The sequence below is a fragment of the Anaeromassilibacillus sp. SJQ-5 genome (assembly GCF_054108045.1).
The window spans coordinates 87,703-106,189 of sequence record NZ_JBPJWQ010000002.1; the positions used below are offsets into that span (position 1 = coordinate 87,703).

The following is an 18,487-nucleotide window of genomic DNA, read 5'->3' on the forward strand; positions in this document are numbered from 1 at the left end:
AAATCCGGACGGTTGATTATACTGGAAAAAAGGCCGTCTTGTCCCACGGACGGGGGCCATTATACGAATGGAGGGTTTCTCTCATGCAAAAAGGTAAATTCGGTGTGTGTCTGTGGTTCTATGCCGTACTGGCGTTCGTGCTGGCCTTTCTGGGCCAGACGCTGCTGTGCGGGCTTCTGCTTGGCTTCGTGATTCTGGCGGAGAAAAACGAATGGCTGTCCAAGCAGGTGATGCAGGCGTTTTTCCTGACCCTGGCGTCGTCCCTGGTCGGAAGCGTGCTGGACATTCTGAACGTATTCCGTTCCATCCCGTTTGTAGGCACGGCGGTTTCCGTTGTCTTCAACGGCATCACCGGGCTGGTCTCCCTGATTATCCTGGTGTTCTGCATCATCGCCATCACCAAGGTGGTCAAGGAGCAGGACGCGGGGCTTCCCCTGGTGTCTAAGCTGGCCAACCGGGCCTTCGGCTTGCTTGAGCAGAAGGTATACACCCAGGCGGCGCCCGCCCAGCCCGTGCAGCCGGCCGCCCCGGCGCAGCCCCTTTATCCCCAGCAGCCCGCGTACACGGGCACCCAGGCACCCGGCCAGAACAACGGCCAGCAGCCGTAACTAAACATAGCTAAACAATTGGCATTTCCACCTCAAGCAGCGCCCCCTCTTAGCCTTAGACACGATGTCTAGGCTAAGAGGGGATTTTTTATATATAGCCACTATTTCGTCTTTATATTACCAATAGATTTGCTTATATTATTTCTTTATATTCGAGATTGTATAACAAAAATCACAATACTTTGAAATAAAATCACGTTGACAAAATAAAGATTCTATGTTAATATTTGGTTATATAAGACAAGAAGATGATTAATCGCTATCACAAACCCATGGATACTTTGAATAAAATAAGAAAGGTCGATAAAAATGAAAAGAAAAGCAAAAGTCACAATTTCCAGTTTATCGCTTATTTTTTTAGTGTCCTCCTTGTTTGGCGGAATTGTACAAGCGGATGAGAATTACTATGACTCACAAAAGAGCTCTGTTTTGGATGCTATGCTTAATAGCATTGATTATTATAATTCAGCAACCGGGAAATTTGTTACGACTCTCATCAATGAAAACGAAGAAACAACTGTGGATTATCAGGTAGATATCGACGCTCAAACTGCATACCAATCTGTTAAAGATACCGTGACAAATAAAGAATCGTATTATTCTGATTATCAAGAGCTTGTATATAATAATCGTATGCGCTCATATGAAAGAATTGATACCATGTTTCCTGTTGACGAACGCTTAACTTCCGGTAAAAAAAGCGTGGCGACGGGAGGGATCGAATTTAACGCGAAAGCGAGGGGAACTGAAGAACGCATTGTAACCAATCCGGATGGAACAAAAGAATATCGCTATCGTTCTAACCTGACCAATACATCTCTTGCAGGAATGAGCCTCTTCTCTCAAGAATTAACATTTGGTTTACTAGGCAATAAAGAGAATTGGTCTCTGCAAGGTGAACGAGAGTTTGCAGGCAGAACATGTTTGGAAATTCAAGGATACACGGATACATATTATGCAGAAAAATTGGGATTCCAGACCTTCATTCTTTTGGTTGACAAATTTACGGGAATTCTTTTGGATTTAAAAGGATATAACAGTCAAAACGAATTGGTTCAGTATCTTGAAACAAAAGAAATATCCATTGACGAACCAGCGATCTCTACTTTGAAATTCCAAAACTGCATGGATAAGTATTCCGATTATGTCGAAGACAGTGGTCGAGATTACAATTGCACCGGTGATTTTAGTGTGGAAAAGGTGGCACCTAGATTAGCTAATCCGGACGTGGGATATTCAGAAGGCTCTTCCCGTGAAATGTATTACTCCCATTGGTTGATCGATAACGACACGATAGCCAGCGCTGTCAATGTCAGCAGGAGCGGCTTCCCGACATATTTGACTGTCAACAAGAATCTATATAATGGCGATGCAAGACGTGAAGTGGCAAGTAATAAAAATAGTGGGTATGAATATCATAGCAATCATACGATGCGCAATGTACACAGTGGATGGAATGTTTACATTTCGTTGAGCGTATATTTATATGATAACTCCTTTACCGACCCTGCTGCTAATTATTATGCAGGCAATGTAAATGCGTATTATCGTATTCACAGTGTAAATCAGAGAACGGCTCCCGGTGGATGGAACACGCTTCCCGAAGTATCCAGAAATACTAGTTATGAAGAGCCCAATTATTTTTCTTTTCAATCTGTATCAGTATCTCCATCTGGTAATGCGAGCGGCTATACCGGCGCGGACGGCATACGAGTTTACACGTATACGATACGTTAACCTGTTGTATGAATTTTCTAGATAATATTGCGTAAACTAATATAGACTCTATATAGAAAGGAGAATAACAGTGAAAATGCATAAAAGAATAGGTGCTTGTATAGCTATGGTCAGTTTGTCCATATGTTCAGGACTTCTTGTAAACGGAGCCTCTCTCACAAACGCTGCCGTTCCTTCAAACCCACGCGACGAAAGACCGGAGCAGACAGAAAATATCTCAAGCAATTGGATAGAACTTATACAAAAGCTGCCAAAGAACGAAGACACAAAAGCGAAGCTCTTAAACGGTATCATCAACAGCGTAGATTATTTTCAAACAGCTAAAGGGGAATTTCGAACCAACCTATTGGGAATGGGAGAAACCACTGTAAAATATGTAACCAATATTGATTCTCAACGTTCCTATCAACGGATATCCGGAGATTCGCTGGATTTGGAGCAATATTTTAAAGACGCTGTATTTACAACGTATGATAACCGAGCAAAGACCGTTCGAATCGTATCCTCTATGCTACCCGTCGACAATCGCCTCCTATCCTATGAACCGAATACCTCAGTCTACGGAATAGCGGATCCGCAGCGTTCTTTCATTGACAATAGAATTCATAGCGGCCAGGACGGGGTCAAGGAATATCGTTATCGATACGACTTAACAAATACAGGTATTGCCTCCACGAGTCTCTTTTCTCAAGAGCTCGCATTCAATTTGTTGGCAGATTTAAATAGCTGGGAGCTAGTTGGGGGAGACGTTTTCTTAGACCGAAATTGTTTTGTGCTTCAGGGAATGCCCTCGGCATATGCCAATGACAAATTACAGATTCACCAATTCACCCTATACGTGGATGCACAAACCGGAATTATTCTCAAACTGCAAGGATATAGTCAGCAGGGTGAGATGACGCAGTATCTTATTACTACCCGGATTGCCATCGATGCTTCAGATGTCGACAGACTGCTTCAAGAAGCCGATGAAGCGAATACGGCCTATAGCGACTACCAATCGGAGTAGTCCTAAATCGGCGCCAGCCTCTGGCGCCGATTTTTTATGTCATAGCCTGTCCTACTAAGCTCAGTCTCTAACCATTCATTAAAAATCCGGCAGCCCAAAACAGGGCTGCCGGATTTTGTATACAGAATAAATATTACGCTTTTCCGCCTTTGGAGCCGCCCAGGGAGATGCCGGAGAGGATGTTGCTCTCGTAGGTGAAGGTCAGGGCTTCCCGCTCGCGGGCCCGCTTGAAGGCCAGGGACAGCATCTCATCCAGCAGGGCGGTGAAAGAGGTACCCGCCGCCTCCCACAGGTAGAAGGCCAGGGAGCCGGGGATGGTGTTGATTTCGTTGACCCACAGGCCGCCGGTCTCCTTATCGTTGAGAAAGTCCACCCGGGCCACGCCGGAGCAGCCCAGGGCCTGGAAGGTGGCCACGGCCAGGCGCTGCACCTCGGCGGTCATCTCGTCGGGGATCTCCGCCGGGCAGCGGCGCTTGAGGCTGCTCATGCCGCCCTTATCCCCGCCGGCCTTGCCCTTGCCGCCGGAGAGATATTTGTCTCGGTAACTGAGGATTTCATCGGCGCCGGCCGGCTCCTCGCAGGCGGAGGGGCGGGCGCTTTCGTAATCGCCCAGGACGGCGCAGTTGATTTCCCGCAGATGTTCCACCGCCCGTTCCACCAGGATCCGGGGGGAAAAGGAGGCGGCCAGGTCCATGGCGTCCCGGAGGGAAGCCCTGTCCTTTGCCTTGGAAATGCCCACGGAGGATCCCAGGTTCACCGGCTTGACGATGACGGGATACCCCACCTTTTCCTCGATTTGGGACAGGATGGCGTCCGGGTCTAAAGCGTAGGCCTTGCCGGTGAATTCCAGCGCGTCCAGCACGGGCAGGCCCGCCTGCCGCAGCACCGCCTTCATGGCGAATTTGTCCATCCCCAGGGCGGAGCTGGTCAGGTCGCTGGCGGCGTAGGGCACGCCCAGCATTTCGAGATACCCCATGAGGGTGCCGTCCTCCACATTGGTGCCGTGCACCACCGGCAGGGCGACCTCGAAGCTGCCCACCACGTTGTTGCCGAACTTCTTCATGGGATAGCGGATCAGTTCCACGCCGGCCTCGCCGGGCACCAGCAGCACCCGCGTGGCAGCGGCCAGGCAGGCCTTCATATCCTTATAGCTGTCGATGTTCCCCAGCGCCTCGCCGGTGTAAAAGGCGTTGTCCTTCCCGATGTACAGAGGAATGGGGTCATATTTCTCCCGGTCCAGGGCGGCGAAGGCCTGGAGGCCCGAAATGATGGACACCTCGTGCTCCACGCTGTGCCCGCCGAACAGGACGGCTATCTTGGTTTTCATCTGTCAACCAACTCCTTTAAAAGTTATCCGGCAAATCGTTTTCCAGCAGGACGATCCGGGGGGCGGCGGGCAGGGCGTTCAGATGCGCCAGCCCGTCTTGCAGGGTGGCGGCCACGTAAATCCGCTCCTCCGGAAAGCCGCCGCGCAGCAGCCCCTCTTTCAGGGGCGGGGCCTGCTTCTCCCCCACCAGCACGGCGTAGTCGCAGCGGGCGGCGGCGTATTCCCCCAGCTCCCGGTTGAGGGCCTCCTGCCTCTCCCCTAGTTCTACCATGCCGGGGGTGACCAGCACCCGCTGGGCGTCGAAGCCGGCCAGCACGTCCAGCGCGCTGCGGAAGCCGGCGGGGTTGGAATTGTACGCGTCGTCGATGAAGCCGTTAGGCAGCAGCTGGAGCCGGTGCTCCACGGGCCTCAGCATCCGGATAGGATAGACCAGCTTGCTCAGCGGGATGCCCAGACGATGGGCCAGGGCGATGCAGCCGGTCAGATTCTGGATATTGTGCCCGCCCAGCAGCTTGGTGGTGAAGCGCTGGCTCTCCCCGTCGGGGGCGGTGACGGTGAAGGCGCAGCCCCCCGCGTCCACCACAATATCGGACGCGCGGTAATCGGCATCCGGCGCGGTGCCGTAGGCGACGTGGGGAACGCCGACGGGATGAGCACGGATGTAATCGTTGTCGGTATTGAGAAACACGCAGCCGTCCGCCGGGATGGCGTCGGCCAGCTCGAACTTGGTGGCAATGATGTTGTCGATGGTCTTGAAGGTTTCCAGATGCTGCTCCCCGATGGAGGTGAGGATGCCGTACCGGGGATGAACCAGGTCGCAGATTTCCCGGATATCGCCGGGGTTTTTGGCCCCCATCTCCGCAATAAACACCTGATGGGAAGGCCGCAGCCTCTCCCGGATAGTGCGCACCACCCCCATGGTGGTGTTGTAGCTTTCGGGCGTCATGAGGACGTTGTATTCCACGGCCAGGAGGTCGTGGAGAAAGTTCTTCGCGCTGGTCTTGCCATAGCTGCCGGTGATGCCCACTACGATGAGGTTCGGCATGGCCTGGAGGCGGGCGCGGGCATCCTTGACGTAGCCGCCGGCAATATGCTTTTCCAACGGATGATTGATGGTGTTCGCCAGCCACGTCCAGGCCCAGATGATGAGGGAAAACAGGGCGGTGAAGCCGATGGCCCGCAGGTAAGCGGAGAAGAAGGAGAGGGTCAGCACAGCGGCCAGCAGAAGAGCCTGGGTGGCCAGAATCCTGCGCACCCGGTTGGTAAACACCAGGGGCTTTTTGGCCTTTTTGGGCAGATTCAGCAGCCCGGTGAGCAGCAGGATCGCCGCCGCCGCGCCGTAGCCCCAGACAACCGGCAGATACATGGCGGGAATGAGCAGAACCGGCAGGATCCGGCGGACGGAAACCAGCTTCGTCTCGTTGTCCCGGCACCATTTGCGATACCGCTCATTCCGGTAGGAATTGAGCTGGAGCATGTGGGTAAAATACAGCGACTGCACCCCAAAGTTGAAGGCGCAGGCGACAAGCATGGCGATTTTCGCGGCAAGTTCCATGGCTATGACTCATCCTTTCGCAGGAAGTTTGAAAGAAAGGCGAATGCCTTTCTTTCAAACTATTCAGCCTTTCTTAGAGCCTATTTGAGGAAGGAATCGAGCACCCGGCTGCACTGGGGCCAGCGGTCGGCAAAGGAAAAGTGGCCCGCGCCGGCCAGGACAACCAGACCCGCGCCGGGGATCTTCTTCTCCATCAGCTGGCCGTCAGACAGGGGGGTGGCGGTGTCCTTCTCCCCCCAAATCAGGAGGGTGGGGGCCGCGACGCCGGGAAGCAGAGGGGTCAAGTCCTCATTCACCGCCTGGTTCATCACCTGGCGCATGAGAGGCGAGGCGCTGCGGTAATCGGCGCTGCCCCGCTTGGCACGGGCCTTTTCCACCGCGTCGGGAAACAGGCGGCGCACGCCGGGCAGGCGGAAAAAGGCCTTGGCGGCCTTGAAGGAGTACACCTTCCAGTAATAGGACGGGGGGCGCTTCGGTTTGATGCCCGCCGCGTCCATCAGAATGATTTTCGGCACCTCGAGGGGCGGACCAGGACGGTTCATCAGCTTGATGATCACCCGGCCGCCGAAGGAATGGCCCATCAGAACGGCCCGCTCGATGCCCAGGGCGGCGGCAAATTTCAGGGTGAAATCCACATAGCCGTCCACGTCCCAGGGGACGGGCGGCTCCTCACTGCCGCCGAAGCCGGGAAAATCGGGGGCGACCACCCGGCAGTAGCCGGAAAGATGATCGGTGAGCAGGCGGTAGGTTTCCACCGGGGCGGCCCAGCCATGGAGAAACAGAAGGGTCGGCCCTTCGCCCTTATCGAGATACTGCACCTGCCGCCCGTCGATTGTGAGGTTCATGCCGGCCCCTCCCTAAAAAATTCCTGATGCCTATCCACTATACCATAGTCGCCGCCGCAGTTCAATCATACGGCGGGAATTCTTTACATATGCCAGTTTCCAATAGTATGGCCCATCCCAAAAGGGTTTAATAAAAAAGGCCCGGCCGAACCAGGCTTTATAAAAAAGCGCCGCCCCCTGCTTATTCGGCAGGAGGCGGCGGTTTTCCATTATTGCAGGGAATTCACATAGGCGATGCTCAGGGCCGCGCATTCCAGCGGGGTTTTGCCCAGGCTGGGCTGATCCTGCTCAACGACCACCCATTTGGCGCCGGCCGCGGCGGCCGCGGCGATGATGGCCGGGAAATCCTGGGCGCCGTAGCCCACCGGGCGGAACTCGAACACCTCGTCCTCCCCCGGCGCGCCTGCGTCGTCCACGCCGATGAGCTCATACATATGGGCCGGCTTTTTCCCCGGCATGACAAAATCCTTCAGGTGCACCACCGGCGCCCGGCCGGCGTATTTGTTCAGATAGGCCACGGGGCTCTCCCCCGCCACGTTGACCCAGCAGGTGTCCAGCTCCGTTTGCAGCAGGGCGGCGGGGATGTCGGCGTACATCCGGTCGAGGGCGTACGCGCCGTCCACCTTGGTGAACTCAAAATCGTGGTTGTGATACAGCAGGGTCATGCCCTTGGCGGCGCAGGCCTCCCCGATGGCGCGGATATCCGCGAGAACCTGCGGGTAGCCAGGCTGTCCCGGGCGGCGCGCCTCGTCCAGCCACGGCACCGCGATGTACCGGCAGCCCAGCGTCTTGTAGTCCTCGACCACCTTGTCGATATCGGCCAGCAGCTCGTCCAGCGGCACGTGGGCGGACATGCCCTTCAGCCCGATGTCGTCCAGCATGGCGCGGATCTCTTGGGGATCCCGGCCGTGCAGGCCGGCGAACTCCACCCCTTCATAGCCCAGGTCCTTCACCTTTTGCAGGGTGCCGCGGAAATCGGCGGCCAGCTCGTCGCGCACCGAAAACAGCTGCAGGGCGATCGGCATATTCTGAATCATGCGGTTCAACCTCCCGATATGGTATAAAATGGGGAGCTTTCCCTCCCGATACCCCGATTGTACCGCTCCGTTTTTTAAAAAACAAGAGATTGGGCGGGAAACCCAAATATAGTTGCATATACATCGAAATATAGATGATTCCGCCTCACGCCTCTTGCCGGGGAACAAACAGCTCACGAAACAGCTGCCGGCCCTCCTCCACGGTGAAGCCGCCCGGCGTGCGTTCCAGGTTTTTCAGCCCCTCCCAGCGGGCGGCATAGACCTGGACGGCCTCTTCCGTCATGGTCACCGGCGCGTCGATCAGGGCCTCCAGCAGGCCGTAATACGCCTCCCGGCCGCCGCAAAGGGTGAACAGCCGCTGGGCCCGCGCGGGCACGAAGGCCTCGGCCCGGCGGGAGAGAGAGGGAAGAAACACGGCGCAGGCCATGCCGTGGGGAATACCGAAATCCTCGGTGAGGATATAGCCGAAGGGGTGGGGGTAGGCCGTGCCCATGGCGTTCAGCACCAGGCCGGCCCACAGAGAGCCGTACAGCAGCTCCTCCCGCAGCGCCTCGTCCGGCAACAGGCCGGGATTCTCCGCCAGCCAGCGCAGCCCGCCGCTTATCAGGGGCAGGGCTTTCTCGGCACAGGCGGCCGCCACGTCGCCGCAGGCGGGGTTGCAGTAGCCTTCCACGGCATGGGCCAAGGCGTCCAGGGCGGTGGAAACGGTGGGCTTCCGGGGCAGGGAAGCGGTATACCGCGGGTCGGCGAAGGCGTAACGGGCGTAGCAGCTCGGGTGGGTGATGCTTTTCTTGCGGCCCGCGGTTCCCAGGCCGGGCATATCCGTATCCAGGGTGAGCACCGCGGTGGGGCTTACCTCGCTGCCGGTGCCGGCGGTGGTCCCGACCAGGACGAGGGGCAGGGGCGGGCGGCGCAGGGTGCCCGCGAAGAGGCGGGCGGTATCCTCCACCCGGTTGGCGGCCAGCCAGGCGGCGGCTTTGGCGGCGTCCATCACCGACCCGCCGCCGACGCCCACCACGAACTCCGCCCGGCAGATTTCCGCCGCATAGGCGGCCTGCTGGCACTGGGACGCCAGGGGGTTCTGCCCCACGCCGGGGAAGATGGTGGCGTCCACCCCGGCCTGCTTCAGGGTGTCCAGCACGTCGTCGAGCGCGCCGCTTTCCTTGGCGCCGCGGCCCCCGGTCATGACCAGGCAGCGGCGGCCCAGCCCCCGCAGCAGCTCGCCCCCCGCCCGGACGCAGCCGGGGCCGCTGAGCACCCGCACCGGCATATAAAAAGTAAAGTCCATCGCAGTAGCCTCCCGTTTTAAAGAAAATCCTGTTAATGGCCGGTAAAACTTGTTTTTTGGTCCAAAATATTATATCATAGATCGTACGCGCCGGCCACCTCTTTTGCGGGGGCCGGCGGCAAAGGAGGCGGACGCCACGGCGGCTGCAACCCGAAAAAACGCCGCCGGGCTGCGCCTCGGCGACTGCATACTGGGCGGCGGCGTCCTGTTGCTGGCCGTCGCGCTGCTGCTGGGGCTGCATCTGCTGGCGAAGCCGGGCGGCGAAGCGGTGGTGACCACCCCGGACGGGGAGACGGTACTGTCTCTGAACCGGCCGGGGACGTACGCCTTTGCCGGAAAGGACGGCCTGACGGTGCAGCTGGCCGTCGAGGAGGGCCGGATCCGTTTTCTGTCCAGCGGCTGCCCGGACAAGGTCTGCGTGCGCAGCGGCTGGCTGTCCCGGACAGGGCAGACCGCCGCCTGCCTGCCCGCGGGCGTGGTGGTGCGGGTTCAGGCGGCGGACGACGCCGGCTCCGCCGTGGACATGGTGGCGGGATGAAGGGGGCGAACGCCGTGAAAACCGCTTCCGCCGCCAGGAGGGCGGCGCAGCTCGGCCTATGGATGGCGCTGGCCATCGCCATCTCCTCCCTGGAGGGGTGGCTGCCCACGCTGCCGGTGCCGGGGGCCAAGCCCGGCCTGTCCAATATCGCGACGATGTACGTCCTGACCTCCATGGGCCTGCCCGCGGCGCTGGCCGTGACGGCGGGCAAGGCGGTGTTCGCCCTGTTCCGGGGCGGCACCGCCGCCCTGATGAGCCTGTCGGGCGGGGTGCTGAGCACCCTGCTGATGGCCCTGTGCCTGCGGCTGTTTGCCCGGCACGTCAGCTATATCGGCATCGGGGTGGCCGGGGCGGTCGCCCACAACATGGGGCAGCTGGGCATGGCCATGCTGCTGCTCGACGATTCTCTGCTGTACTATTCCCCCTGGCTGCTGTTTCTGGCGGTGGCGGCGGGGACGGTCACGGGGCTTACGCTCAACCTGGTGATGCCCGCGCTGCGGCGCAGCATGGCCAGGCTGGACGGCGGCTCCTTAAAACAGTTATAACAGACGGGCGGCGTCCGCCCGGTATCGACGAAAGGCGGGATTGTCCTTGGCAAACCTCATAGAAACACTCCGCAAACGCGCCCGCGGCGGCGTACACGCTCCCCACCGGAAGCATACGGCCGCATGCGAAACCATCGTCATGCCGCCGCCCGCGCAGGTGACCATCGCCATGTCCCAGCATCTGGGCGCGCCGTGCGAGCCGGTGGTGCAGGTGGGGGACCATGTGGAGGTCGGGCAGGTAATCGGGGACAGCGATCAGTTCGTGTCCGCGCCGGTGCACGCCAGCGTGTCGGGCACCGTGTCGGCCGTCACCACCCTGCTGCTGCCCGGCGGGCGGACCACCAAGGCCCTGGTCATCGATTCCGACGGCGAGCAGCGGGTGCATGAAAGCGTCCGGCCGCCGGTGGTGGAATCCCGGGAGGACTTCCTGAAGGCCGTGCGCGCCTCCGGGCTGGTCGGCCTGGGCGGGGCGGGCTTTCCCACCCACATCAAGCTCAACCCGAAAAATCTCGACGAGGTGGACACCCTCATCATCAACGCCGCCGAATGCGAGCCGTACATCACCACCGATTACCGGGAATGCATGGAAAACTCCTGGGACATCGTGTCGGGCGTGCAGACGGTGATGGAATTCCTGGAAACCCGGCAGGTGATCATCGCCATCGAGAAGAACAAGCCGGCGGCCATCGCCGAGCTGTCCCGCATCGCGGCCAGCGTGTCCCAACCGGAAAAGCAGGTGCTGGTCAAATCCCTGCCCGCCCGGTACCCCCAGGGGGCGGAAAAGGTACTCATCGCGGCCTGCACCGGGCGGCAGGTGCCGCCGGGCAAGCTGCCGGCCGACGTGGGCTGCGTGGTGATGAACGTCACGTCGGTGGCGTTCCTGGCCCGGTACCTGAAGACCGGCATGCCGCTGGTGGAAAAGCGGCTGACCGTGGACGGCTCGGCCATAGCCCATCCCAAGAATGTGCAGGTGGCCATCGGCACGCCGGTGGGCGAGGTCATCGCCTTCTGCGGCGGCACCCGCTTCAAGGTGCGCAAGCTGCTGATGGGCGGGCCGATGATGGGGCTGGCCCTGATGGACGACACCATGCCGGTGCTCAAGCAGAACAACGCCATCCTGGCCCTGTCCGAGGAGGACGTTCTCCAGACGGAGGCCTCTCCCTGCATCCGCTGCGGGCGGTGCGTCGACGCCTGCCCCATGCATCTGGTGCCCCCCTCCATCGCGGCCGCCTACAAAAACGGCGATCCGGCGGCCATGGAAAAGCTGGACGTGGGCAGCTGCATGGAATGCGGCTGCTGCTCCTTCGCCTGCCCGGCCCACCGGCACATCGTCCAGACCATGCGCATGGCCAAGGACGCCGTGCGGCGGGCACATATGGCGGATCGTGCCTGATCCCCCGATTTTCGGCTAGAAAGGACGGGTTTCCTGTATGGAGAAATCCCTTATCGTATCCTCTTCCCCCCATCTGCACAGCGGCGCGTCCACCCGCACCATCATGCTGGACGTTCTCATCGCCCTGCTGCCCGCCGCTGTCGCCTCCGTCTGGCTGTTCGGCTGGCGGGCGCTGGCTATTGAGCTGGTCTGCGTCGGGGCCTGCGTCGCCTCTGAAACGCTCAGCCGCTCGGTGATGAAGCGGCCGCAGACGGTGGGCGACCTCTCCTGTGTGGTCACCGGCCTGCTGCTGGCTTTCAACCTGCCGGTGAGCCTTCCTTTGTGGCAGGCGGCGCTGGGCAGCGTGGCGGCCATTGTGGTGGCCAAGCAAATGTTCGGCGGCATCGGACAGAATTTCGTCAACCCCGCCCTGGCGGGGCGGATCGTGCTGATGGCCAGCTTCCCGGCCCAGATGAACGACTGGACCATGCCTGCGCAGCTGCAGGCGGCGGACGCGGTTTCCTCCGCCACCCCCCTGGCCATGATGGCGGGCGGCGGGGAAATGGCCTACAAGCCCTTCCAGCTGCTGTTCGGCATCCATCCCGGGTGCCTGGGAGAAACCTGCGCGGCGGCCCTGATCATCGGCGGGATTTACCTGGTGATCCGCCGGGTCATCACCCCCATCATCCCGCTGTGCTACATAGGGACGGTTTTCGTACTGACCTGGATTCTGGGAGAAAACCCGGTATACCACATTCTTTCCGGCGGCCTGATGCTGGGCGCCATCTTCATGGCGACCGACTACACCACCTCCCCCATCAACAAGGCGGGCAAGGTGGTCTTCGCCGTGCTCTGCGGCCTGCTGACGGTGCTCATCCGGCTGTACGGATCGCTGACCGAGGGCGTGTCTTTCGCCATCCTCATCGGCAACATCCTGGTTCCCCTCATCGAGAGGGCCACCCGGCCCCGGGCTTTCGGGACGAAACGGAGGCTACTGCGTCATGAAAAATAACGGGAAGGACATCCTGGTCTCCGCGGCGGCCCTGACCATCATCGGCGGGGTGGTAACCGCCGCCCTGGCAGGCACCAATCTGCTGACCAAGGACACCATCGCGCAGCGCACGGCGGAAATCGAAAACGCCGCCCGGCGTCAGGTCATCCAGGCGGACAGCTTCGAGAAGGGCACCCTGACCGCCGACGGGAAGGAAGTCGTTTATTACACCGCCCTGCAAAACGGCGAAACCGTGGGCTATGTCTTCACCGCCAGCGTGACCGGGAAAAGCGCCGGCCTGGTGGTCATGACCGGCATCACGGCCGAGGGCACCATCTCCGGCGTGAAGGTGACGGAGGAGAACGAGACGGCCGGATACGTGGACAAGGTGACCAAGGGCGGCCTGCTAGACGCTTTCTCCGGCAAGAACGCTGCCCCCCTTACCCTGGGCAAGGATGTGGACGGCGTGTCCCAGGCCACCAAGACCAGCAAGGGGATCACCGACGGGGTCAACCAGGCGATCGCCTATTACGAGGACATCACGAAGGGAGGCGGCGCATCGTGAACAAGTACGGACAGGCGTTTTCCAAGGGCCTGATTAAGGAAAACCCGGTGCTCCGCCTGGTACTGGGCACCTGCCCGACGCTGGCGGTGACGACGGCGGCGATCAACGGGCTGGGCATGGGCGCGGCGGCCACCTTCGTGCTGGTCTGCTCCAACATCGTCATTTCCCTGCTGCGCCGGGTGATCCCGGACAAGGTGCGGCTGCCCGCCTACATCGTGATTATCGCGGGCTTCACCACCATCGTGCAGATGCTGGTCAAGGCCTATCTGCCCGATATCGACAAGGCGCTGGGCATCTATCTGCCGCTGATCGTCGTCAACTGCATCATTCTGGGCCGGGCCGAGGCCTTCGCCAGCAAAAACAGCGTGGGCCTGTCCGCCCTGGACGGGCTGGGCATGGGCGCGGGCTTCACCGGGGCACTGATCGTCATGGGGGCCATCCGGGAATTCTTCGGCAACGGCACGATTTTCGGCTGGCCGGAGGCGGGGATCATCCCCCCCATCACCGTGTTCGTGCTGCCGGCCGGCGGGTTCTTTGTTTTCGGGATGCTCATCTGGCTGGTCGGCAAGCTGTCGGCCCGGCTGGAGGGCGGCAAAGCGGTGACCGATTTGACGGCGGGCGGCTGCGCCGCCTGCCCGCACGCTTCGGCCTGCGGCCAGCTGGGCCAGCCGGCCGAGGGGAAGGAGGACGGAGCTCATGAGTAACACGAGCCTGTTCGCCATTCTCATCGGGGGCCTGCTGGTCAACAACTTCGTGCTGTCCCAGTTCCTCGGCATCTGCCCCTTCCTGGGCGTGTCCAAGAAGCTGAACTCCGCGGTGGGCATGTCCCTGGCGGTCATCTTCGTCATGCTGATGGCCACCGCCGCCACCTGGCCCATCTACAACCTGCTGCTGGTGCCCCGGGATCTCGGGTATCTGCAGACCATTGTGTTCATCCTCATCATCGCGGCGCTGGTGCAGCTGGTGGAAATCGCGCTCAAACGCTTCCTGCCGCCGCTGTACAATTCCCTGGGCATCTATCTGCCATTGATCACCACCAATTGCGCCGTGCTGGGCGTGACCATCCTGAACATCGACAAGGGGTACGATTTCGGCCAGTCCCTGGTCAACGCGCTGGGGGCCGGGCTGGGCTTCCTGCTGGCCATGGTGATGTTCGCCGGGGTGCGGGAGCGGCTGGAAAGCGCCGAGATTCCCGCCGGGCTCAAGGGCCTGCCCATCACGCTGGTAGCCGCCTCCCTGGTGTCGATGTCCTTCCTGGGGTTCCAGGGGCTATTCGGCCTGTAAAGCAGAAAGGGGCTTGCAATCATGAATCCAATCGTATTGGCGGTTCTTATTGTCGCGGGTTTGGCCCTGGCCGCCGGGCTAATTCTGGCGGTGGCCAGCGTGGTCATGGCGGTCCCCCGGGATGAAAAGGCGGAGGCCCTGCGGGCCGTGCTGCCGGGGGCCAACTGCGGCGCCTGCGGGTATTCCGGCTGCGACGGCTACGCCAAGGCCATGGCCCACGAGGGGGCCAAGGTGGGGCTGTGCTCCCCCGGCGGCGCGGCCGTGGCCGAAGCCACCGCCAATCTGCTGGGCGTCGAGGGGACGCTGGAGGCCAAAACCGCCCTGGTGCACTGCGGAGGCTGCGAGGAATTTGCGGCCCGCAAGCTGCGCTACAGCGGGCTGCCCTCCTGCGCGGCGGCGGCCCAGTTCTACGGCGGGGATCTGGCCTGCTCTTACGGCTGCCTGGGCTACGGCGACTGCCGGGCGGTATGCGAATACGGCGCCATCACGGTGGAGAACGGGCTGGCACGCATCGACAAGGACAAATGCGCGGCCTGCGGCCTGTGCGTCAAGGCCTGCCCCAAGCGCATCATTTCCATCGTGCCGGCGCAGGCGAAGGCGGCGGTGCGCTGCTCCAGCCACGACAAGGGGGCGCTGGTACGCAAGGTCTGCACGGCCGGGTGCATTGGGTGCATGAAATGCGTCAAGGCCTGCCCCAGCGGCGCCGTCAAGGTGGAGAATTTTCTCGCCGCCATCGACCCGGAAATCTGCACCGGCTGCGGCGCCTGCGCCGCCGTATGCCCCTCCCAGTGCATCTCCGTCTTCGGCCTAAACGAGGGGAAGGCCGCCGAGACGCAGGAGGTTTGACCGGCAAAAAGAGCGGATTTTATGAGCCGGAATAATTTCTGCCGCAAAAGCAAAAATAATGGTTGACAAACGGATACGGGATCCTATATAATATAGTGCGTCCCCTGTAAGGGGGTGTCTTCGACACCTGGCTAAAAGGGAAGTTTTTCTCGGATGGAACAGGGACAAGCTATGGCGGTATAGCTCAGTTGGCTAGAGCATGCGGTTCATACCCGCAGTGTCGTTGGTTCAAATCCGACTACCGCTACCATCGCTCCTCCAACCGGAGGAGCAACAGCGGCCCGATGGTCAAGCGGTTAAGACACCGCCCTTTCACGGCGGTAACACGGGTTCGATTCCCGTTCGGGTCACCATTGTATGGGCGTATAGCTCAGCTGGTTAGAGCGCCTGCTTCACACGCAGGAGGTCAGCGGTTCGAGTCCGTTTACGCCCACCAAATAAAAGCAGTTCACTCGTCAGAGTGGGCTGCTTTTATTTTATGTACGAAGACGGACTCATGCCGCTGCCTCCTCGAAAGGCCGTCAGGCCTTTCAGTGGCAGCTCGCAACGCGAGATGCCGAGGTCACAAGCGGTTCGAGTCCGTTTACGCCCACCAATTAAGAACGGTTCACACGTCAGTGTGGGCCGCTCTTAATTTATGTGTGATAACGGAACCCATGCCGTTGCCTCCTCGAAAGGCCGTCAGGCCTTTCAGTGGCAGCTCGCAACGCGAGATGCCGAGGTCACAAGCGGTTCGAGCTGCGCAGCAGAGAGAGCTTGAATGGCTAGGAACGACAAAAAAGCCGGGCAGGAATAAACCTGCATCGGCTTGACAAAACGGCCATAGTGGCATAGAATAGACATACAGGGTGGCACTACCGAAAGGCGGTTGTCCCCTCAGTTCGTCAGAAGTAAGACCGACGCTTGGGGAAGCAGGGCGGTCTTACTTCTTTTTTATGGCCGTGAACATCAGGCCAATAATGCCGATTACCACCAGGCAGAACTGAAACAGCTCTGGATATGTAACCATAAGCATCCCCTCCTTTCACAGGAGGGAAAAAGAAAAATCTCCCTCCCAGGGAATGGGAGGAGACAACCGCCTTGAAACCGCACGCGGCATTTCTGCCGCTGGTAGTGCCACAGGTTGATTATACCATGGACAGGTTGCTTGTCAATAGTATCCTGGGCCAATAAGGCGCTCTGCCGCCTTCTCAACTTGAATGCGTAATTTATTTTATAGACACGCTTGACATTTGGGCTGCAAAAGTGAGGTGAGCAATTTGCCCACGAAAAAGAAGATGGGCCGTCCTACCGATAATCCTAAAGAGACTTCCATTCATGTAAGGCTTGATGCCGAATGCGTGGAAGTCCTTGAAAAGTATTGCGAACAGGAAAATATCGGCAGAGCAGAAGCCACCCGGCAGGGAATTATCTGCCTAAAGGACAAGCTCATCAAAAAATGAAGGAAGTGGCGCTCCCCTCTCAAAGCAAACACCACTTCCCCAGGCGGCTTGCCTATAGCAAGACGCTGCCAACACATGCCAAAAGGCGGTTGACGTAAATAGTATATCATGCGTCACGCTCCCTTTCAAGCATTGTTGGAAAACATACTTGACTTTTGATATTCATAAATGGTATACTTATGAATATCAAAAGGAGGTGAACATTTGTCAAGCCCTAAAATGGGGCGTCCCACTGACAATCCCAAAGACAAGACGCTTTTTGTTCGCCTGGACAGCGAAAGCAGCGACACATTAGACGCCTATTGCGAGCAAGAGCAGGTAACAAAAGCAGAAGCAGCACGACGCGGGATTAAGAAGTTGAAGGATGACCTCAAAAAATGAAGGAAGTGGCGCTCTCTCGTCAAAGCAAACACCACTTCCCCAGCCAACACATGCCAAAAGGCGGTTGACGTAAATAGTATACCATGCGTCACGCTCCCTTTCAAGCATTGTTGGAAAACAATTGAGAAAGGAATGTCACTATGCAAAACTGCGTGTCCAAATTTATCGAAAGCCGCATAGAGGAAATTTCACAGGCCCTGCGTAAAGGCAACGGCCGCTATGCGCTGGCGGCAGAATCCAGCAAATTGCTATACGACAGTCTCGAACCTATTGTACAAAATGAGGGCGACATCTCCATAAGCGCGGGGGACTGTCTGAATTTCCGCGAGTATTTCGAGCAGGAGTTTGAAGCTACCGCCATTATGCAAAAGGAGCTGTACCGGCAGGGCTATCTGGATTGTGTCAAGCTGCTGGTAACGCTGGGGCTGCTGGCGGGGAAAACCTGACCGGCGAAGCACAGGATTCCTCGATAAACGATGAATGCACCGCGCCTACCTAAGAATACCAAAAGCCGCCCATGAATGTCATGGGCGGCTTTCCGTTTATCAGTCGATTTCCACCGACACTTTGGCATCCTGGCGGGTGGCGGCGGCGCGCATGACGGTGCGCATCGCCTTGGCGATGCGGCCCTGCTTGCCGATGACCCGGCCCATATCATCGGGCGCCACGTGCAGATGGAACACGATGGTGCCATCCTCGGACGGCTCATCCTGCTCCACCGCGACGGCATCAGGATTCTCCACCAGCCCTTTGGCAATCGTGAGCAACAGTTCCTTCATCCCGGTTTCCGCCTTTCCGCGTGCTTATTTCTCCGCGCTCACTTTTTTCAGCAGCGCCTTCACCGTATCGGTGGGCTGGGCGCCGTTGGCGATCCATTTCTCCGCCTTCTCGGTGTCGATCTTGATGACCGCCGGCTCCTCCAGGGGGTTGTAATAGCCGATTTCCTCGATGAAACGGCCGTCGCGGGGATAGCGGGAATCCGCCACCACAACGCGGTAGAAGGGAGCTTTCTTCGCGCCCATGCGGCGCAGACGAATTTTAACAGCCATGATTCAGTACCTCCAAAATTGTTGATATTTGTCTATTCTTCCACTCATGCCGGGCGGGTTCGTCCCGG

General features: G+C 59.0%; 21 protein-coding genes and 3 tRNA genes. 17 read left to right on the forward strand and 7 right to left on the reverse strand.

What is annotated here, in order from left to right:
• Nucleotides 1-83: 83 nt before the first annotated feature.
• The 3 genes from ACSAMM_RS15555 to ACSAMM_RS15565 all read left to right on the forward strand — a co-directional run bounded on the left by ACSAMM_RS15555 (nt 84) and on the right by ACSAMM_RS15565 (nt 3,354).
• Nucleotides 84-608, forward strand: a complete 525-nt coding sequence (locus ACSAMM_RS15555) for a hypothetical protein (protein WP_457792279.1) — start codon at nt 84-86, stop codon at nt 606-608.
• A gap of 309 nt (nt 609-917) precedes the next feature.
• Nucleotides 918-2,345, forward strand: coding sequence for a hypothetical protein (locus ACSAMM_RS15560; protein ID WP_457792281.1), 1,428 nt, complete (start codon nt 918-920; stop codon nt 2,343-2,345).
• Nucleotides 2,346-2,415: 70 nt separating this feature from the next.
• Nucleotides 2,416-3,354 (forward strand): hypothetical protein, encoded by a 939-nt coding sequence (locus tag ACSAMM_RS15565; protein WP_457792282.1) that lies wholly within the window; start codon nt 2,416-2,418, stop codon nt 3,352-3,354.
• Between the two features lie 133 nt (nt 3,355-3,487).
• On the opposite strand, the gene ACSAMM_RS15570 is transcribed toward ACSAMM_RS15565, so the two are convergent.
• The 5 genes from ACSAMM_RS15570 to ACSAMM_RS15590 form a co-directional block, all read right to left on the reverse strand.
• Complete coding sequence (locus tag ACSAMM_RS15570) at nt 3,488-4,681, reverse strand: D-alanine--D-alanine ligase family protein (protein ID WP_457792283.1); 1,194 nt, start codon at nt 4,679-4,681, stop codon at nt 3,488-3,490.
• Between the two features lie 16 nt (nt 4,682-4,697).
• Nucleotides 4,698-6,236 carry a UDP-N-acetylmuramoyl-tripeptide--D-alanyl-D-alanine ligase gene (locus ACSAMM_RS15575; protein WP_457792284.1) on the reverse strand — a complete coding sequence of 513 codons (1,539 nt, stop codon included), beginning with the start codon at nt 6,234-6,236 and terminating at the stop codon, nt 4,698-4,700.
• 80 nt (nt 6,237-6,316) lie between these two features.
• A complete protein-coding gene (locus ACSAMM_RS15580; RefSeq protein WP_178720634.1) occupies nt 6,317-7,081 on the reverse strand; it encodes an alpha/beta fold hydrolase in 765 nt (254 codons plus the stop codon).
• A gap of 209 nt (nt 7,082-7,290) precedes the next feature.
• Nucleotides 7,291-8,118: a sugar phosphate isomerase/epimerase family protein gene (locus tag ACSAMM_RS15585; protein WP_457792286.1), complete on the reverse strand. Its 828-nt coding sequence runs from the start codon at nt 8,116-8,118 to the stop codon at nt 7,291-7,293.
• 145 nt (nt 8,119-8,263) lie between these two features.
• Nucleotides 8,264-9,406 (reverse strand): iron-containing alcohol dehydrogenase, encoded by a 1,143-nt coding sequence (locus tag ACSAMM_RS15590; protein WP_457792287.1) that lies wholly within the window; start codon nt 9,404-9,406, stop codon nt 8,264-8,266.
• Nucleotides 9,407-9,509: 103 nt separating this feature from the next.
• Here ACSAMM_RS15590 and ACSAMM_RS15595 point away from each other — a divergent pair, with 103 nt between their 5' ends.
• The 14 genes from ACSAMM_RS15595 to ACSAMM_RS15660 all read left to right on the forward strand — a co-directional run bounded on the left by ACSAMM_RS15595 (nt 9,510) and on the right by ACSAMM_RS15660 (nt 17,816).
• Complete coding sequence (locus ACSAMM_RS15595; RefSeq protein WP_178720638.1) at nt 9,510-9,944, forward strand: NusG domain II-containing protein; 435 nt, start codon at nt 9,510-9,512, stop codon at nt 9,942-9,944.
• A 14-nt stretch (nt 9,945-9,958) separates the two neighbouring features.
• Nucleotides 9,959-10,489, forward strand: a complete 531-nt coding sequence (locus ACSAMM_RS15600) for a Gx transporter family protein (RefSeq protein WP_457792289.1) — start codon at nt 9,959-9,961, stop codon at nt 10,487-10,489.
• 46 nt (nt 10,490-10,535) lie between these two features.
• A complete protein-coding gene (rsxC, locus tag ACSAMM_RS15605; protein WP_457792290.1) occupies nt 10,536-11,882 on the forward strand; it encodes an electron transport complex subunit RsxC in 1,347 nt (448 codons plus the stop codon).
• A gap of 37 nt (nt 11,883-11,919) precedes the next feature.
• The gene (locus ACSAMM_RS15610; RefSeq protein WP_457792291.1) at nt 11,920-12,873 is read left to right on the forward strand and encodes an RnfABCDGE type electron transport complex subunit D; all 954 of its coding nucleotides are present in this window, start codon (nt 11,920-11,922) and stop codon (nt 12,871-12,873) included.
• Nucleotides 12,863-13,417, forward strand: a complete 555-nt coding sequence (locus ACSAMM_RS15615) for an FMN-binding protein (protein ID WP_457792292.1) — start codon at nt 12,863-12,865, stop codon at nt 13,415-13,417. The genes ACSAMM_RS15610 and ACSAMM_RS15615 overlap by 11 nt, the downstream gene beginning before the upstream one ends.
• Nucleotides 13,414-14,121: an electron transport complex subunit RsxE gene (rsxE, locus tag ACSAMM_RS15620; RefSeq protein WP_457792294.1), complete on the forward strand. Its 708-nt coding sequence runs from the start codon at nt 13,414-13,416 to the stop codon at nt 14,119-14,121. Before ACSAMM_RS15615 ends, rsxE begins: the two co-directional genes overlap by 4 nt.
• On the forward strand, nt 14,114-14,701 hold the full coding sequence (locus tag ACSAMM_RS15625) for an RnfABCDGE type electron transport complex subunit A (RefSeq protein WP_178722294.1): 588 nt from the start codon (nt 14,114-14,116) through the stop codon (nt 14,699-14,701). Before rsxE ends, ACSAMM_RS15625 begins: the two co-directional genes overlap by 8 nt.
• 21 nt (nt 14,702-14,722) lie before the next feature.
• Complete coding sequence (locus tag ACSAMM_RS15630; RefSeq protein WP_178722296.1) at nt 14,723-15,547, forward strand: RnfABCDGE type electron transport complex subunit B; 825 nt, start codon at nt 14,723-14,725, stop codon at nt 15,545-15,547.
• A gap of 173 nt (nt 15,548-15,720) precedes the next feature.
• A tRNA-Met gene (locus ACSAMM_RS15635) sits at nt 15,721-15,797 on the forward strand.
• 28 nt (nt 15,798-15,825) lie between these two features.
• Nucleotides 15,826-15,900: transfer RNA gene (locus ACSAMM_RS15640), tRNA-Glu, on the forward strand.
• Nucleotides 15,901-15,906: 6 nt separating this feature from the next.
• Nucleotides 15,907-15,983: transfer RNA gene (locus tag ACSAMM_RS15645), tRNA-Val, on the forward strand.
• An 823-nt stretch (nt 15,984-16,806) separates the two neighbouring features.
• Entirely contained in the window at nt 16,807-16,989 is a 183-nt protein-coding gene (locus tag ACSAMM_RS15650; protein WP_457792296.1) for a hypothetical protein, read from the forward strand.
• A gap of 204 nt (nt 16,990-17,193) precedes the next feature.
• A complete protein-coding gene (locus tag ACSAMM_RS15655) occupies nt 17,194-17,370 on the forward strand; it encodes a hypothetical protein (protein ID WP_457792298.1) in 177 nt (58 codons plus the stop codon).
• A 140-nt stretch (nt 17,371-17,510) separates the two neighbouring features.
• Entirely contained in the window at nt 17,511-17,816 is a 306-nt protein-coding gene (locus tag ACSAMM_RS15660) for a hypothetical protein (RefSeq protein ID WP_457792299.1), read from the forward strand.
• Nucleotides 17,817-17,915: 99 nt separating this feature from the next.
• On the opposite strand, the gene ACSAMM_RS15665 is transcribed toward ACSAMM_RS15660, so the two are convergent.
• Together ACSAMM_RS15665 and rpsP are read right to left on the reverse strand one after the other, a co-directional pair.
• Entirely contained in the window at nt 17,916-18,149 is a 234-nt protein-coding gene (locus ACSAMM_RS15665; protein ID WP_178722348.1) for a KH domain-containing protein, read from the reverse strand.
• A 24-nt stretch (nt 18,150-18,173) separates the two neighbouring features.
• On the reverse strand, nt 18,174-18,419 hold the full coding sequence (gene rpsP, locus ACSAMM_RS15670) for a 30S ribosomal protein S16 (protein WP_457792300.1): 246 nt from the start codon (nt 18,417-18,419) through the stop codon (nt 18,174-18,176).
• Nucleotides 18,420-18,487 lie beyond the last annotated feature (68 nt).

Bases quoted from the DNA above. Each gene is read 5' to 3' on its own strand.
- ACSAMM_RS15555 (WP_457792279.1), top strand. From the start codon at position 84: ATGCAAAAAGGTAAATTCGGTGTGTGTCTGTGGTTCTATGCCGTACTG.
- ACSAMM_RS15560 (WP_457792281.1), top strand. From the start codon at position 918: ATGAAAAGAAAAGCAAAAGTCACAATTTCCAGTTTATCGCTTATTTTT.
- ACSAMM_RS15570 (WP_457792283.1), bottom strand. From the start codon at position 4,681: ATGAAAACCAAGATAGCCGTCCTGTTCGGCGGGCACAGCGTGGAGCAC.
- ACSAMM_RS15575 (WP_457792284.1), bottom strand. From the start codon at position 6,236: ATGGAACTTGCCGCGAAAATCGCCATGCTTGTCGCCTGCGCCTTCAAC.
- ACSAMM_RS15580 (WP_178720634.1), bottom strand. From the start codon at position 7,081: ATGAACCTCACAATCGACGGGCGGCAGGTGCAGTATCTCGATAAGGGC.
- ACSAMM_RS15585 (WP_457792286.1), bottom strand. From the start codon at position 8,118: ATGATTCAGAATATGCCGATCGCCCTGCAGCTGTTTTCGGTGCGCGAC.
- ACSAMM_RS15590 (WP_457792287.1), bottom strand. From the start codon at position 9,406: ATGGACTTTACTTTTTATATGCCGGTGCGGGTGCTCAGCGGCCCCGGC.
- ACSAMM_RS15610 (WP_457792291.1), top strand. From the start codon at position 11,920: ATGGAGAAATCCCTTATCGTATCCTCTTCCCCCCATCTGCACAGCGGC.
- ACSAMM_RS15615 (WP_457792292.1), top strand. From the start codon at position 12,863: ATGAAAAATAACGGGAAGGACATCCTGGTCTCCGCGGCGGCCCTGACC.
- ACSAMM_RS15625 (WP_178722294.1), top strand. From the start codon at position 14,114: ATGAGTAACACGAGCCTGTTCGCCATTCTCATCGGGGGCCTGCTGGTC.
- ACSAMM_RS15630 (WP_178722296.1), top strand. From the start codon at position 14,723: ATGAATCCAATCGTATTGGCGGTTCTTATTGTCGCGGGTTTGGCCCTG.
- ACSAMM_RS15660 (WP_457792299.1), top strand. From the start codon at position 17,511: ATGCAAAACTGCGTGTCCAAATTTATCGAAAGCCGCATAGAGGAAATT.
- ACSAMM_RS15665 (WP_178722348.1), bottom strand. From the start codon at position 18,149: ATGAAGGAACTGTTGCTCACGATTGCCAAAGGGCTGGTGGAGAATCCT.
- rpsP (WP_457792300.1), bottom strand. From the start codon at position 18,419: ATGGCTGTTAAAATTCGTCTGCGCCGCATGGGCGCGAAGAAAGCTCCC.